This is a genomic window from Pseudoduganella violaceinigra DSM 15887 (genome assembly GCF_000425385.1).
Lineage (GTDB): Bacteria > Pseudomonadota > Gammaproteobacteria > Burkholderiales > Burkholderiaceae_D > Rugamonas > Rugamonas violaceinigra.
Map to the genome: position 1 here is coordinate 568,145 of NZ_AUDI01000001.1, position 16,106 is coordinate 584,250.

The 16,106-nt window shown below is 60.3% G+C and carries 9 protein-coding genes; 4 read left to right on the top strand and 5 right to left on the bottom strand.

The window, feature by feature from the left end; genetic code table 11:
* Positions 1-10: 10 nt before the first annotated feature.
* The 3 genes from H597_RS0102685 to H597_RS0102695 form a co-directional block, all read right to left on the bottom strand.
* Complete coding sequence (locus tag H597_RS0102685) at positions 11-997, bottom strand: LacI family DNA-binding transcriptional regulator (RefSeq protein WP_035373044.1); 987 nt, start codon at positions 995-997, stop codon at positions 11-13.
* Positions 998-1,128: 131 nt separating this feature from the next.
* Positions 1,129-3,813, bottom strand: a complete 2,685-nt coding sequence (locus H597_RS29515; protein ID WP_083940911.1) for a beta-mannosidase — start codon at positions 3,811-3,813, stop codon at positions 1,129-1,131.
* 70 nt (positions 3,814-3,883) lie between these two features.
* Positions 3,884-6,961 carry a TonB-dependent receptor gene (locus H597_RS0102695; protein WP_028100764.1) on the bottom strand — a complete coding sequence of 1,026 codons (3,078 nt, stop codon included), beginning with the start codon at positions 6,959-6,961 and terminating at the stop codon, positions 3,884-3,886.
* 574 nt (positions 6,962-7,535) lie between these two features.
* Here H597_RS0102695 and H597_RS0102700 point away from each other — a divergent pair.
* Positions 7,536-10,112, top strand: coding sequence for an MXAN_6230/SCO0854 family RING domain-containing protein (locus tag H597_RS0102700; RefSeq protein WP_035372886.1), 2,577 nt, complete (start codon positions 7,536-7,538; stop codon positions 10,110-10,112).
* 48 nt (positions 10,113-10,160) lie between these two features.
* On the opposite strand, the gene H597_RS0102705 is transcribed toward H597_RS0102700, so the two are convergent.
* A complete protein-coding gene (locus tag H597_RS0102705) occupies positions 10,161-10,943 on the bottom strand; it encodes an ATP-grasp domain-containing protein (protein WP_028100766.1) in 783 nt (260 codons plus the stop codon).
* An 11-nt stretch (positions 10,944-10,954) separates the two neighbouring features.
* On the bottom strand, positions 10,955-11,878 hold the full coding sequence (gene gcvA / locus H597_RS0102710; RefSeq protein ID WP_083940912.1) for a transcriptional regulator GcvA: 924 nt from the start codon (positions 11,876-11,878) through the stop codon (positions 10,955-10,957).
* A gap of 98 nt (positions 11,879-11,976) precedes the next feature.
* Between gcvA and gcvPA the strand changes: the two genes are divergently transcribed.
* The 3 genes from gcvPA to H597_RS0102725 are packed head-to-tail and all read left to right on the top strand — an operon-like array spanning position 11,977 to position 16,087.
* Positions 11,977-13,374: an aminomethyl-transferring glycine dehydrogenase subunit GcvPA gene (gene gcvPA / locus H597_RS0102715; RefSeq protein WP_028100768.1), complete on the top strand. Its 1,398-nt coding sequence runs from the start codon at positions 11,977-11,979 to the stop codon at positions 13,372-13,374.
* Between the two features lie 5 nt (positions 13,375-13,379).
* Positions 13,380-14,957 carry an aminomethyl-transferring glycine dehydrogenase subunit GcvPB gene (gene gcvPB / locus H597_RS0102720; protein ID WP_028100769.1) on the top strand — a complete coding sequence of 526 codons (1,578 nt, stop codon included), beginning with the start codon at positions 13,380-13,382 and terminating at the stop codon, positions 14,955-14,957.
* On the top strand, positions 14,954-16,087 hold the full coding sequence (locus H597_RS0102725) for an ATP-NAD kinase family protein (protein WP_035372887.1): 1,134 nt from the start codon (positions 14,954-14,956) through the stop codon (positions 16,085-16,087). Before gcvPB ends, H597_RS0102725 begins: the two co-directional genes overlap by 4 nt.
* Positions 16,088-16,106: the final 19 nt, after the last annotated feature.

Consider the following 16,106-nt stretch of genomic DNA (forward strand, 5'->3'; position numbering starts at 1 on the left):
GTGAGGAGGGCTAGTCGTCGCAACTGCTTTCGCGCACGATCAGGTTGACTGGCAGGGTTATCTGGGAGGGGTTTTCGTCTGGTTTTTGCAGCAGCAACTGAATCCCGGCTCGTCCCAATTCTTCCTTGTCGACGTGGATCGTACTGAGCGGAGGGATGGCGGCGCTGGCACTGCTGATATCGTCGAATCCGACGATGGCAATGTCGTGCGGGATCTTCATCCCTTCGTTCAGGCAGTGCTTCATGGCGACCAGCGCCGTGCTGTCGTTGTAGCAGAACAGCGCGTCCGGCGGCTTCGGCAAGTCGAGCAGGCAGCGCATGGCTTCCACCACGGCTTCGTCGCCTTCGCCCATGGTCGGCACGATGACTTCCAGGTCCGGGTCGGCAAACACCTTGGCGTCGAACAGCGCCTGGCGGAAGCCGCGGTTGCGCTGCTGGATGCTGTAATGGGCCAGCGAGCCGGAAATCATGGCGATGCGTTTGCGGCCGCAGCGCAGCAAATGCTGGGTAGCGAGGTAGCCTCCGCGCATATTGTCAGGATTGACCGAGGTGAAGCCGCGCCGATTCAAATCCACCAGTACGATCGGCTTTCCAACCTGCTGCAACGCGGCCAGCACTTCCGGCTCGAAGAAACCGGCGCACAGAATGGCATCCGGCTGGTGCACACGAATCAGGCCCATCACCGGTTCCGCCGGGCCGACCGCGATGAACGACAGCGCGATTCCCTCGCGCCGGCAGGCGGCTTCGGCGCCGTGCAGGACCGGGGAAAAGAATTGGCTCGATGCCAGCGTGTTGTGCTGGCTGTGCAGCAGGAAGGCGATGCGGCGGATGCGCCCCTTCTTCAGCTGCGAGAAGTCGTAGCCCAGGCGCTGGGCGGCGTGACATACCAGGTTGCGGGTGACCTCGGTCATGCCCGCCTGGTTCTTCAGCGCCCGCGACACTGTGCCGATCGACAGCCCGGTGGCCTCCGCGATGTCGCGCAGGGTGACCTGGCTCACGCCCGCCTCCAAGGGAGCGAATTCAAATGCATGAAGAGTCTCCAATGTTCAGTTTAATAAACGCTTCTGGCGGCGTTTTCAGGCGTCGTACGGAACCGTTTCCGCGCCTTTGATCATAGGTAGTTTTTATATCAGTGGCCTTTTTTAGCGTCAATCAAAGTAGTCGAATTCTGGGCCGTTTTAGCTGGTTTTACTAAACTAACGTGGCGCAACGTACCGGCCAGGGATTGCAGGCGCAGCGAATTTCTCAGCCTGGCCAGGCTGGCCTTGGAGGACACGCGCAAGATCACTTTTTCTCCCGGCAGCAGGGTCATCGCGTTGTCCGACACCTCGGCATCTTCACCACCGAAGTCGATCCACACGGCGCGGGCCAGCTTTGCCGCGTGAAGCTCGAGCACATAGCCGGTGCCGTCGCGGCGCAAATCCGCCTTTAAGCCGGGATCGGGCCAGCCCATTTCTTTCGCCGCTTTGAAATACACAAGGCCGCGCGATGCAGGTTCGCCCTCCGCCTTTAGGTCGAATACGGCAACGGTGGCGGCAGGATCCGCGTCAACCAGCAGCTCGGGGTCTGTGTAAGCGGCCACCTTCGTCGCCGACAGCGGCGCCAGTTCGACAGGCTTGCGTTCTTCTCGCAACAGTGTGCCGTCCAAGGCCATCAACCGCAGGCGCAACTCGCCCCGCACCGGCCGCGCGCGGTCGTTGAGCAGGCTTACCGAAGTGCTGCCCTTGGCGTTGCGCAGTGCCGCCACCGCAACCGGCGCAAAGAACCGGCGCGCGTGGAAATGCAGCGCCTTCCAGCGCCCGAACCAGTCCACGCTGGACCAGGAGGCACCGGGCCATACATCATTAAGCTGCCAATACAGCGAGCCCATTGTGAACGGGCGGCTGGCACGATGGTGCAAGGCGGCCAATTCGATACCTTCGGCCTGTGCGGCCTGGCCCAAATACACGAAGGCGGCAAAGTCCTTCGGCTGGCCGAACTCATAGTCCACGTACTTCATCAGCCTTTCATTGCCCCTGCCGGCGAGGAATTTCTGGTGCGCTTCGATGACCGGTGCGGCGATTCCCTGCTCGCTGCCTTTGGCGAAAGCGTCGATGCTGCGCTGCACGGGCCATGCCTGCAGGCCGTACTCGGACATAAAGCGCGGCGTGACTTCCAGGTATTTAACCGGGGGATGGGCCGGATTGCCCCACACTTCCCAGTAATGCATATCGCCGCTGGCCGGCGTGTTGGCGGCGTCGGCCAGGTCGTCGCTGGGCGAGCTGGCCCAGTAGGGAATACCGCCGCCCTCCTCCGCGACCAGCTGGCGCAGATCCGTCCCGAACAACTGCCGGTAGCTATTCCAGACTTTGGCAGCGAACACTGGATCAGCCGCCATCATTTCCTTGCCCGGCCCCCAGTATTTCCAGGCGATTTCTTCTTCGTTATTGCCGCACCAGAGGACGATGCTGGGATGGTTACGCAGGCGACGTACGTGGTCGCGCGCTTCCGCAACCACATTGGCGCGGAAGGCGTCGTCGTATGCCGGCTGCATGCCGCCGCCGAACATGAAATCCTGCCAGACCAGCAGGCCGAATTCGTCGGCCAGGTCAAAGAACTCTTCGCTCTCGTAGTAGCCGCCACCCCAGCTCCTAAGAAAATTCATGTTTGCATCGTGCGCTGATTGCAGGACGCGGCGCAACTGCGCTTTTCCCACGCGAGGCTGGAACATGTCGAACAGAATAGTGTTCGCGCCCTTTGCAAACACCGGGATGCCATTGACCACGAAATAGAAACTTCGTCCCTTGTCATCCGGCTCGCGGCGAAGTTCAATGCTTCGCAGACCGGTGCGCGCGGCCATCCTTGCGTCGCCGATCTCAAGCTCAAAGCGATATAGAGGCTGCGCCCCGTAGCCGTTCGGGAACCAGCGCTGCGGACGGTCGATGAGTATGGGAACTTCGATACGGTTTTCACCCGCCTGCAGTTCGACATGGCGGTGCTCGGCCAGCGTACGCCTTCCGTCCGGAGAAGTTTGCCAGACGCTCAGCTCAAACGCGCCATCGTGCACAGCCTCTGCCGAAGCGACCACCACCATTTCAGCGCTTCCTTCGTCGACGCGATCCTGCCGCAGTTGCAGGTAATCGAGGCGTACCGCGTTCCAGCTTTCCAATACAACCGGCTTCCAGATACCGGCTGTAACATAGCGGGGCCCCCAATCCCACCCGTAATGGTATCCAGGCTTGCGCGCAAAGTTGGCAGTCATCGCGTCTGGCGGCTCGTCGCCATAGGGCGAAGGGTAGTTGCCAGCCAGTTTGAGTGGCATCGCCTGCACCTGCGGCAGCAGCCTGGCAATCGGCGAACCCAGTACGATGCGCAACTCGTTGCCTTTCGCGCGTAGCTTGCCTCCAACCGGAACCCGCCAGGTTCGGAAAGCGTTATCGGCAGTCAGTAATTTTTCCCCATTCAGCCAGACCTCGGCGAAGGTATCGAGCCCTTCAAAGACCATCTCACTGCGCGCAGCCCGTAGCTGCGCGGCCGGCACATCAAAGTGGGTTTTGTATTCCCAATCGGCGAGGCCAATCCATTGCAGGCCTGCTTCAGGCGCACCGACATAGGGATCGGGAATAAGGCGGTTCGCGAGCAGGTCGGTATGCACGGTTCCCGGCACGACCGCCGCACGCCATGACGCTACTTCCGGATGCGCAGCGCCTTCCGCATTGCCCGGATTTATACGAAAAGTCCAGTCTTTGCCGATGACCAGCCGCTCCGGTGCCGACGCAGCAGACGTCTCGGTAACAACAGCAAAGAATATGCCAAGTAGCAGTTTCGCGATCATTGCTCCAACACCGTTATCCAAAAAAGACGGCTTTGCCTGGGGGGATATCAGGCAAAGCCGCCGAACTGGCTTAGAACTTGTAGTTCAGGCCAAAGTACGCAATGCGGCCGGCGTACCCGTTGGAGTAAAAGCGGTCCTTGGTGTCGTTACCCAGGTGGGAGCGCGTTTCCTCCTTGGTCAGGTTCAGAACGGAGGCGGTCAGGCTCAATTCCTTGGTGATGTTGTACGCCACGTTCAGGTCGATCTGGCTATATGGCTCCTCATAGACATTCAAGCCGTTGACCAGTCCATCCACCACCTCGCCACGCTTGTTGTAAGAAGCGCGCGCCAGGAACTGCGCGGTTTCATAGAACACGGTTAGGTTGGCCTGATACTTGGCGCTGCCGACCAGAGGCGACTCGCCGATCTTGGTGCCGTCCGCAAGGCTGATAGCCGCCTGGTTGGTTTTGTTGTACGTGTAGTTGAACTGCGCGCCGAAACCGGAAGCCAGCGTGTGCTGCGCATACACCTCGACGCCTTTGGACACCGCATTACGGCCGCCGGCACTGGTTTCGTAGCTCTGCACCACCACACTCTTGCCGCCGACATCCATCGTCACGTCGCGCACCACTGGCACCGCGAAGTTGCTGACATTCTTGCGGAACAGGTCCACGCCGACCACTGAGCCGCGCTGGAAATACCACTCCAGGCCCAGGTCGAACTGCTTGGCCTTGTAAGGCTCGAGCTGCTTGTTGCTGCCTGCGCCGAACCAGCCTTGCTTGTCGCCGCCGCCAATCAGGCGCCGGTCGTTGACGTATTCCTGGCTGAAGTACTGCAGGTTGCCTGGAGAGGCAATATCGCCGTAGCTTGGACGTGAAATCACTTTGGATGCAGCGGTGCGCAGCAGCAGGTCGGGCGTCAATTCGTAGGCAAGATTGAGGCTTGGCAGTGCATCGGTGTAGCTGCGATCGAGAGAGCTGACGACGAACGTGGAGCTGCGCGCGATGCTGTCCGGCAGCCTGGTGAAGCCGCTGGTGCAGCCGGAACCGGCTGGCGCGCCGGCGGCCGGCAAGCCGCCAGCCTGGCAAGGAGCAGGCTTCCCATCGGCGCCGTTGAAGAAGTAGTCGTTGAAGTTCTCGACCTGGTCCGTCGAATCGGCATGCTGCCTGGTACGCACCAGGCGCAGACCGACGTTGCCCCGCAGGCGATCGGCCTTGATATTGCCCTGCAGGTAGGCCGCAGAGATCTTTTCATCCACGTTGTAGACGAAGTTATCCTCATTCCGGGTCTGCATTTTTCCGTAAGTCTGGTTCAGATGATCGATGTAGGCCGGATAGTTAATCGCAGGGAAGGCACTGGCGCTGATGCCGCCAGCGAGATTGCCCAGGGATTGGCCGTACAGGTAACCCGATTGGAATTTATTGGCGGTGGCATCGCAGCCGGCCTGGAAGCGCTTGTCGTAATTGGCCGGATCGGCACCCTGGCATACCCAATAGTTGTTGCCCGTGCTGCGGTGGGTTCCGCCATCGCGGTACTTGGCGCCGAATTGCAGCGAATCGAGCCAATTGGTATCGGCGCGCCAGGTGAAATCGGCCTGCGCGTATTTCTGCTGCGTGCTGTTCCGGGTCCACGACGACTGGGTCGAACCCAGGTCGATTTCGCCAATGCCCTTCGCCAGGTTATCCATCAACTGCGGCGAGAACGTCATGGACGGTGTACCGACCGTGCTCCAGGCGCTGGCGTAGTTGCCGAGCGTCCAGCTGCCGTCGGCGTTCTGCACGCGCGGCTTGATCGGCATGGCGAACTGCATTTCCGGGCCGCCGTGGGCCCAGGTCCGGCCCAGCTTGAAGGTGGCGTCCAGCGATTGTCCATGCCAATCCGCTTCGAAATCAGCGCTCTGCGACAGCGCCTTTTCGCGGTTGTAGCTGCCCGTGATCTGCGGCGTCGGGATGGTGCAGTCGTCCGGTCCCCAGCCGCCAGCTTGCTGGCCGCCCGCTGCGGCCTGGCCTTCGCTGCAGTAATAGGTTTTCCCGGCGTGAGCGCTGTATTGCGCACCGGTGACCAGGGTGCCGCTGCGGTCGAACGTCAGGCCGTCAAGCATGCGCCCGCCCGGCCAGTTGCCGTCGCCGGAGTAGCGCGCCAGGTTCCATTCAGGAACCTTCAGGATATTGGTCTGCGAATTCTGCGACAGGTTGAAACGGAAGTAGTTCGCCGTCAAAGTCAGGTTGCGGACAGGCTTGAACTGCAGGGTAGCCTGCGCCCCCTTGCGCTCGCGCTCTTCGCTCTTGACACTGAGGTTGACCGAAGTCGGCATCATGAAATTGGTGTAGTACTTGCCGCCCTGGTCGTAGAAGCCGGACTGGCCCCACCAGTAGCTGTCGAATTTGGACTCCTTGCCGTTAACGTCCGTCGCAGGGTGCGCGTCGTAATCGTCGCCGTACCACTGCCAGTTCTCGGTGCTGGCGCCCATGGTGCGTGTGGTGCGCTTCTGCTGGGTATAGCCGACCAGAATACCGAAGCGATTGCCCTCGTCATGCCATGCATACTGGCCCGAGAACTGGCCATTGGTTTTCTTGGTGGTGTCGGCCCATGTCCCTTCGGCGGATACAAAACCGGTGCCGGACTTCACGTCCAGCGGGCGGCGCGTATGCAGGATCACGGTGCCGCCAACGCCGCCTTCATCGATCCGCGCTTCGGGTGTCTTGAACAGTTCCGCGCTCGAGAGCATGTTCGACGGCATCAGCATGTAGTTGAAGGAGCGCGACGGGTCGCCATTCGATTCGGCGGTGGCGATGTAATTGCCGTTCAACTGGGTCAGGGTCAGCTCCGACGATAGCCCGCGCACGCTGACGTTCTTGCCCTCGCCGCCGCTGCGGTCCACCACCACGCCGGGCACGCGCTGCAGCGCATCGGCCACGTTCTTGTCGGGGAACTTGCCGATATCCTCGGCGGTAATGACTTCGACGATCGAGTTGGCGTCGCGCTTCTGGTCCAGGCTCTTTTCGATCGAATAACGGTAGCCGGTGACGACCACTTTGTCTTTCGGGTCCACGTCGGCTGTTTGCGCATGGGCGTTGGCAATGGCCAGCAGCGCGGCGCTCACCGCCAGTGCGATCGGCGTAGCCCGGCATTGGCGCTGTCGTAAAGCGGGATTGGTTCTTAACGTCATGTATGTCTCCTCTCTGGTTATGCCCGGCGAGGGGCTTATATATGGATTTACTAAACCACCTGGATGCCGCCCAAATCCCGGCGGACACCGCATTCCATTGAGGAAAATTTACAAAGGAAGACAAGCCGCTTCAATAAACTTTCAAATTTTGCATGAAGTTTAGTGATGTTTTAGTAAACATGGTTGCAGCGGATTTGCGACACCTTGCGGTGGCCAAACCCAGTTGTCTTCCTTGGGCTTGCCGTCCGTCCATTCCACCCGGCAGAAGTTGATGCGCCAGGTGGTGCCGGCCTTTGGATGCGGCACCGGCTGCCTCGATGCGAAAGCAGTCTAGGGATAAGCGATCTCCAACGTCCAGCCCTGGTCCTTATCGTTGGACTTGTTCAAGCTGCCCCTGGATAGCGATGGCGGTTCGCAGGCCTTCGATGTCCCAGCTCTTTTACTAAACATTGATCGTCATCGCACTTGCTGCCGATTTACAAATACATTAAGCTCACGACTGAGAAGGCTTAGAGCGGGCTTCCTTCTAATCCCTGAATCAGCTCGTTCGCTTCCCTTCTCCCCTTCTTCATTCATGACCATCACCTCTTCCCAGGCAATTCTCCTGCGCAGAAAGGGTTTGCTTTTTATCGATGCAGGCCTCGATACGCTTCCGGGTAACTTTCTCGACGCATTCGAGATAAACCTGTCAGCCATTGGCTACGCTGTCTCCGCCAGGTTGCGCGCGCAGCTGGGAAGGTTATCGACCGCATCGCTAACGATTTTGCAAGCCCAGGTTTGGGAATTCCTTGCTGAAAAGGTGGGCGGCAACCAACAACATGTGCCTCTCTACCGAAGATTCCCTGAAGATGTTCCAAGCAATACGGACGAGGTTTTTCTCAAGCGAGTCTTGACCCACTTCATGCAGGAGGCAGGACAGCCTTGTCTGCACTGCTCGAAGGTTGGAACCACGCATGTGCTTAATCCATGCAGGCACGTCGTTTGTGACGCGTGCTTCGATGGCAGCAATCATTCTGCCTGCCCGATTTGCGAGGCACACACCGACCAGGACTCAAGGTTCTTCGCGCCCGTGCTGGAGCGCGGCACGCCAAATGAAAAGGTTCGCTTTAAACTGCTGGACCTCGGAGAGGATTTCGACCAGTCTTTACGCTCACTGTTTGTGAGCCTATGCCAAAGAGCGCAGGTAATGTCGCCCGACGATGTCGGCGATTTGCGTACGATTGTGCATGAGCGAGGACTGGGAGTCCTTGGCTGGCTTCCGCCCTCGATTCCCGTTCGCGAAAATGTCGCCCACGTTTTCGGATGCCTGCTTCAGTCCTTTGCCCCCGAAGTAGTCATGCAAGCAGCTCGCCAGTACATGAATACTGCCACGGATGCGCTCAGGCTGATCGCAGCGTACTCCGGTGCCGACGTTGGCCTGCTACCGCAGATGATTTATCGCCTGCGGCCGGTCGCTGAGCTAAGGGAAATTAAGCGGTACAGCCACTGGTTGCAACCGGGCTCTTATTGGAACAGCCGTGAATCGATTAGCCTTCCTGTGCAGGTGAATCGATTCAAGGTTGGCGTGTTAAAGCGTTCCATGCGACGCGCCATCCTGGCATTCCTGGAGCAATTGCATCCAAGCGCATTAAACGATGACCTTCTGCGGCATCGTGCCTTCTGGGTATGGGTCGGGGAATTCCTGCATCCCGGCGAATACCGGAAACGCTTCCCTAACGTCGCGCATGCGTTTGAGATCATCAGGAAGAAAGCTCCGGACGGGACTCGGCCTGCCGCCTGGAAGACCTACTATGGAAAGCTCGAGCAAGCGATCCAGGACAAGGATACGGCCTCCTTAACCGCTCTCTTGATGCAGCGCCCCGGCGAGCTCGCGCGACGCTTCGACCATGCGCTCCGTGTTGCAGGAGATGACATCGTCGCCATCGAAACCCTGGTGGCCGGCTTTGAGCAATGCGCCGGCAAGTTCTCCACTCCAGTGCTGCTGACTTTGATGGCAAGCCTGCCGACGCGAAATGCGAAGTTGCAATCGCGTGTTTATTGGCCAAAAGGCGCAACCATCAATGGGATTTTCGCGAGCGATAAGCGCGCTACCTTAAGCGATGCGACAATTCGGCGCTGCCTGATAGTCATAGAACGGGAGCTGCTCGCTCGATTTGCCAGCAAGCCTCGCGTCGACGACTTCCTCGTTGACGAAGCTCTGCGGACCATCATCGTTCCATTCAATGAACGTAGCGCCAGCAAAGCTGCGATTCAGCTGCCTCGGGGTTCAGTAATCGATGTGGAACCAAAAAAGATTGTGCGCCTTTTCCTGCATTGGTGCCAACCTGAAAATGGCCAGCGTACCGACCTTGACCTCTCTATCGGCTTCTACGACGAGAGCTGGAAATACGTTGGAACCTGTTCTTATTATCAGCGAGTCCTGCAGGGAGCCAATGGTGTCATTGCAACCAGCGCTGGCGACTTGACCAGTGCGCCCTTCCCCGACGGAGCCTCGGAATTCATTGACCTCGACTCCGAAGCCGCCCAACGACACGGCATTCGCTACGCGGTTGCAGTAATCAACAATTTTTCCGGCATGGCGTTTGAGGCGCTGGATCGTGCATTCGCCGGTATCATGCTGCGCGATGATGCTGGCGGTTCGCACTTCGATCCACGCACCGTAGAACTGAAATTTGACCTGCAAGGCGCAAACGGAATTTTCATGCCGTTGGTTCTGGACTTGCACGAGAAGAAGCTCCATTGGATCGACGTTTATTCAAAGGGACTACTGGAATTCAATAACGTCGCGACATCCGATTCGTCCATTGCGCAGATTTGCCCTGCGATGATCAATTATTTCGCCAGCGGCGTACGCGCAACCATGTACGAGCTGGCACTATTGCACGCCGCAGCGCGTGCGGATCGAGTGGTGATTGCGGGCGACGGCTATGCCGTGATTGAGCGCGGTGCTGAAGAGGGTTCTGCGGACTTCCTGGCCCGCCTGCGCAAAGGCGGCGGCGATCGCACCAGTACTCTGCCTGGCTTATCCGACGAGTCGGCGATAGCGGCAATAGTGGACGGCGATATCAACCTACCGGAAAAATGTAGCGCCTACGTCCTGAAGCCTGGAAAATCGAACGGAAATATCTCGGCCAGCGACTTTCTTTCATGACGCCGGTGAGCCGCCGGATTGTTTGATGGCCTCTTTGACGCAGCGCAGTCACTTCTGCCCGAGCAGCATATTGGCAAATCGCCCGGCGCCCCACTTCTTAATGTCGGATACTTGCCCGTCACCGAGTTCGATCAAGCGCAACTGGCCGGATGCATCAACGACTGTGTCAACAGAATAGAATGGACTACGAATCCGCCGGGCCACTTCGTGAACGAGTGCTGGAACGATTGCGTCCCGCGCGTATGCCCTGCCGTTAAGCACAAAGTAACGCTCCTCTGTTGAAGGAAGCAGATCCTCAAATTTTCGGATGCATACGCCGCCCTCAAGCTGCCCTCGATATTGCTCTATCAGCGCAACCACTTCAGCAATGCCTTCCGGCGACTTCGCGACAGATCCCTGCTGCGTGGTCAGCGATTTAACGAAATCCTTGACGAAATATGCTGGCCAATTCTTGCCAAGTACAAGCTTCGGGAAATCCGAATCCCTATCCGCCACAATCGTCTCAGGAGTCCACTCTGCGCAAAGCGAATACCATTCCGGCAAATAATGGCACAGCCGATATGCGGCTGGATTGGTTTGTAGGCGCCCCCCGGTTCCCGCAACAGCATCAAACAGGCGACCATACGCGTCGGGCGTCATCATCCAGCCTCGATAGACAATATCTTCTCCGGCTGGAAGCGCCGGCCTGGCACGAAACTGGCCGCACTCGAAATCCTCAACTGAAAATAGAGAACCGGTGAGGCCCGCAGCAGTAACGGCAGAAAACTCTTCTGCATATGCTTCGTCAACAGCAGACTTGTTGAATGGGTCAGACGGGTAAAGCAGGTGCATCGGAAATTCCTTTATTCCTCAGTTGCTAAATCCTGTTGCCGCGCCTCGCTGCGCAGGAAGTCCGAGAACCACTCCAGCGCTTCCTGCTCGCCGCGGCTCGGGCGCCAGCACATGTAGTAAGCGCCTTGCGTGGTCAGAGCCTGATCGAAGGGGCTGACGAGCGTCCCCCGCTGCAAGTCATCACGAATCAGCACCATGCGGCCAAGGGCGATGCCCTGCCCGTTGAGCGCCGCCTGCATCAGCGCATTGCTGTCATCGATCAGCGGTCCACGCAGCGCCAGCGACGGCGCCAGTCCTGCCTGTTCAAACCATCGCTCCCAGTCATCGCAGCTGTCTTCATGCAGAAGCGTATAGTGCGCCAGGTCGGAAGGCGTCCTTAGCGACGGTCCATCCTTCAGCAGCGCCGGCGAGCAGACCGGCAGCAGATCTGTGCCGAACAGGCGCTCGCATTCCACGCCCGGCCATTTTCCATCTCCCCAGCGTATCGCCAGGTCGATCCCGTCGCGCCCCAAATCCGTATGCATCACGGTATGCACCAGCCGCACCTCAAGCTGGCTGTGGGCCGCGAGGAATCGGTCCAGGCGGCCCACCAGCCAGCGCGAACTGAATGCAGGCGTCACCGCCACTGTCAGCCGCCTGCGGGAGCGCCCTTCACCTTGGGCCAGCTGCGACAGCACCCTATCTATGCGGCCGAAGGCGTCGACCAGGCTGCGCTGCAAAATCGCCCCTTCGCCGGTCAGACTGATCGCACGCGTCATGCGCTTGAACAGCTTTATCTGCAGCGATTCCTCCAGCGTCTTGATCTGATGGCTTACGGCGGCCTGCGAGATGCACAACTCGTCGGCGGCGCGGGTAAAACTCATGTGCCGCGCGGTGACTTCGAACGTTTTCAACTGCCTTAACAGACTGGAAGAATGAACCACGAAACGCTCCATGCATAAGGATTCCTAATGTATCGCATGCATACTGATCATTTGTCAACATCATTTCGCTCATTGAAGATGGGGCCCGATTCCCATCAACAGGAAATGACATGGAACCTGGCAAACCCTTCACCCATCCCTACATTCCCAACTCGGTCCCCGCCGTACGCGACGCCATGCTGCAGGCTGTAGGCGCCGCCAGCACCGAAGATTTTTTTGCCGATATCCCTGCCGCCCTGCGCATGCAGGCGCCGTTGGCGCTCCCTGCACCGCATCTTTCGGAAGCACGCCTGAAGCGCCATGTCGACGGGCTGCTGCGCAAGAACGCCCATTGCGCGACTCACCTCAGCTTCCTGGGCGGTGGCTGCTACCAGCACCATGTCCCGTCCATCTGCGACGAGATCAATGGCCGCAGTGAATTTGCCACCGCCTACGCCGGCGAACCGTATGACGACCATGGCCGTTTCCAGGCCCTGTTCGAATACTGCAGCATGATGGGGGCGCTGCTGGAGATGGACGTCGTCAACGTGCCCGTCTACGATGGCATGCAGGCTGCCGCCACCGCAGTGCGCATGGCAGGACGCCTCACCGGCCGGCGCCGCGTCGTCGTCGCTGGCCACATCAATCCGGACAAGCTATCCGTGATGTATAACTATGGCCGCGCCGACCTGGACTTTGTCAGCGCCCCCTTCGGCGCGAAGAGCGGCCTATTGGACATTGGCGCAGTAAGCCAGCTGCTGGACCAGCACACCGCCGCCGTGTACGTCGATATCCCGTCCTTCCTCGGCACCATTGACGACGGTGCCGCACTGGCCGCAGCAGCACATGCCGTGGGCGCGCTGTTCGTGGTCGGCGTCGACCCGGTCTCCCTGGGCGTACTCGCACCGCCGGCCAGCTATGGCGCGGACATCGTCTGCGGCGATATCCAGCCTTTGGGGATGCATATGAATTATGGCGGCGGCCAGGGCGGCTTTATCGCTAGCCATGATGATCCCGCCATCGTCATGCAATATCCCTCGCGGCTATTCGGCATCGTACCGACCAGCGTTCCCGGGGAATACGGGTTCGGCGACGTGGCCTACAGCCGCACGTCCTTCGACAAACGCGAGAACGGCAATGAATTCGTCGGCACGGCCGCTGCTCTGTGGGGCATCACCGCCGGCGTTTTCCTGGCATTGATGGGACCACAAGGCATGGGCGAACTGGCCAGCGGAATCGCCCAGCGCACCGCCTATGCGAAACAGCGCATCGCCCGCCTACCCGGGGTACGCATCGCGCATGGCGGCAGCAGCCATTTCCGAGAGTTTGTGGTCGACTTCAACGGCACAGGCCTGCCGGTGGGCGCCATCAACGCCGCCTTGCTGAAGAACGGCATCTTCGGCGGCCACGACCTGGGCAGCGCATTCCCGGCGCTAGGCCAGTGCGCCCTGTACGCCTTTTCCGAAGTCCACACGCAGGAAGACATCGACCTGCTTTGCGCAACGCTCGAGAAAGCGATCCAACAATGAATTCCATGGATAACATTGCCACCCACCGCAAGCAAGCGGTACGCCGCTACCACCAGGCACGCTGGGATGAACCGGTCATCTTTGAACTGAGCCAGCCCGGCGAGCACGGTATCCTGGTGCCGGAAATCGAGCCGGGGATTGCGCTTGCCGTTGGCGAGCCCCTGGCCGGACTGCCCTCCTCCATGCTGCGCCAGCGTGCGCCGGCATTGCCCGAAATGTCCCAGAACCGCGTCCTGCGCCATTACCTGCGGCTGTCGCAGGAAACCCTGGGCGCCGACTTGAACGTCGACGTCGGACAGGGTACCTGCACCATGAAGTACAACCCAAAAATCAATGACCAGCTGGCACGCCAGCCCGGCATGTCCGAGCTGCATCCGCGCCAAGCCGACAGCACGGTACAGGGCATGCTGGAGGTGATGGACAAGCTGGAAGGCGTTCTGCGCGAGGTGTCCGGCATGGACGCCGTATCGCTGCAAGCGCGCGGCGGTTCGCAAGCAATTTTCGCGAATATGTCCATGGTGCGCGCCTGGCACGAAAGCCGCGGCGAAGCATCGCAGCGCGATGAAGTGATCACGACCATCTTCTCGCACCCGTCCGACGCGGCCTGCGCCAAGCTGGTTGGCTACAAGGTCATTACCATCTATCCGGACGCCGACGGCTACCCGGACCTGGCGGCGCTGAAGGCGGCAGTCTCGCAGCGCACGGCGGCACTGGTGATCACGAATCCCGAAGACACCGGTATCTTCAATAGCCGCATTCGGGAATTCGTCGACGCGGTGCATGCAGCCGGCGGGCTGTGCGTCTATGACCAGGCCAATGCAAACGGCTTGCTGGGAATCGCACGCGCACGCGAGGCTGGTTTCGACCTGTGCCACTTCAACCTCCACAAAACCTTTGCCACGCCCCACGCTTGCGGAGGCCCGGCCGTTGGCGCAGTTTGCTGCACCGAGGCGCTTGCCCCCTTCCTGCCAGGACCCACGGTTCGCCACATGGATGGCCGCTACCAGCTGGTGAATGGCGGAGATCAATCCATCGGAAAAATCAGCAGCTTCACCGGCACCGCCCCGATCATGCTGCGTGCTTATGCCTGGATCATGAACCTGGGCGCCGAAGGCCTGCGCACCGTGTCGGAAATCGCGGTCCTGAACAACAACTACATGATGCACGAGCTCCTGAAGATCGACGGTCTGACCGCCCCTTATGCAGCGGGCAAGCGCCGCATCGAGCAGGTGCGCTACAGCTGGTCCGGGCTGACCGCGGCGACCGGCGTCACGTCGGAGGAAATCGGCCTGCGCGCGGCCGACTTCGGCGTGCATTACTGGACCAGCCACCATCCATATGTGGTGCCCGAACCGGCTACGATCGAGCCGACCGAATCCTATTCGCGCGCCGACCTGGACGAGTTCATCGGCGTCATGCGCCATATTGCAGGGGAAGCACGCAGCAATCCCGATGTCGTGAAAAACGCACCGCACAACTGCCCGGTGCATCGCATCCAGGGCGAAACGCTGGACGATCCTGAACGCTGGGCGATCACCTGGCGCGCCTATCTGCGCAAATTGGGCGAACGCGGACGGGCATGAAGATCGGCCTGGTGGTCAACCCATGGGCAGGCATCGGCGGCCCAGCCGGGCTCAAAGGCTCGGATGGAATCGACTGCGTCCAGGCCGCGCTTGACGCAGGAAGCCTGCCGCAGGTGTCCTCGCGCCTGGCCACCATGTTCGACGCCTGCGGCGACGCGGCACAAACTGCGAGCTGGTACGCCGCCGACGGCGCGATGGGGCTGGCAGCCTTGCATGCAGCGGGCGTCAAGTCTTGTGCGGCGGTTCCCGTACGATCCCCTTCCCGGGCGGAAGACACTCGGCGTGCCGCTTGCATGTTGGCCGGCATGGGAATCGACCTGTTGCTGTTCGCCGGCGGCGACGGGACGGCGCGCGATGTCCTGGACGGGCTACGCGATGCCGGGGCAATCGGCAGCCTGCCGGTGCTCGGCCTTCCCGCCGGCGTCAAGATGCAGTCCGGGGTCTTTGCCAACCATCCGACGGCGGCCGGTCTGCTGCTGCGCCAATTGTTGCAGAACGGCCTGGCCGCATGCAGCGACGCCGAAGTCATGGACCTGGACGAAGATGCGCTGCGGCGCGGCCTGATCCTTCCGCGTCTTTACGGCTACTTGCAGCTTCCGCGATCGCCGTCGCTGACGCAAGGCGGAAAATCGCGCCGCGCCAACGGAAGCAGCTTCCAGCGCCAGGCCATCGCACGCAGCTTTGCCGAAGGAATGGAGGAGCGCTCGCTATACCTCGTCGGGCCAGGTTCCACCACCCTGGCCTTGCTTGAACTGTTTGGCGCCGAAGGCAGCCTGCTCGGCGTGGACGCTTTACTGGGCGATGGAACACTGCTGGCGCGCGACGCCACGCGGCTTGAACTGGAAGACCTGGCGGCCAGCCGGCAAGTGCCGCTGCACCTCGTGCTGTCGCCAGTCGGCGGCCAAGGCATGGTGCTGGGGCGCGGCAACCAGCAGATCTCTTCGCGCCTGCTGCGGGCGGCCGGCCGCCGCGGCCTGCATGTGCTGGCACCGCGCGAGAAACTCATGTCGCTGCATGGCGGCGTGCTGCGCATCGACAGCGGCGATGCCGATCTGGATGCGGAATTCAACGGGTACCTGCCCGTTACGACTGGGTACCGGGAACAGACGATGTGGCCTGTCTCGGCATAGCGGCAATCAAAATCAAAAA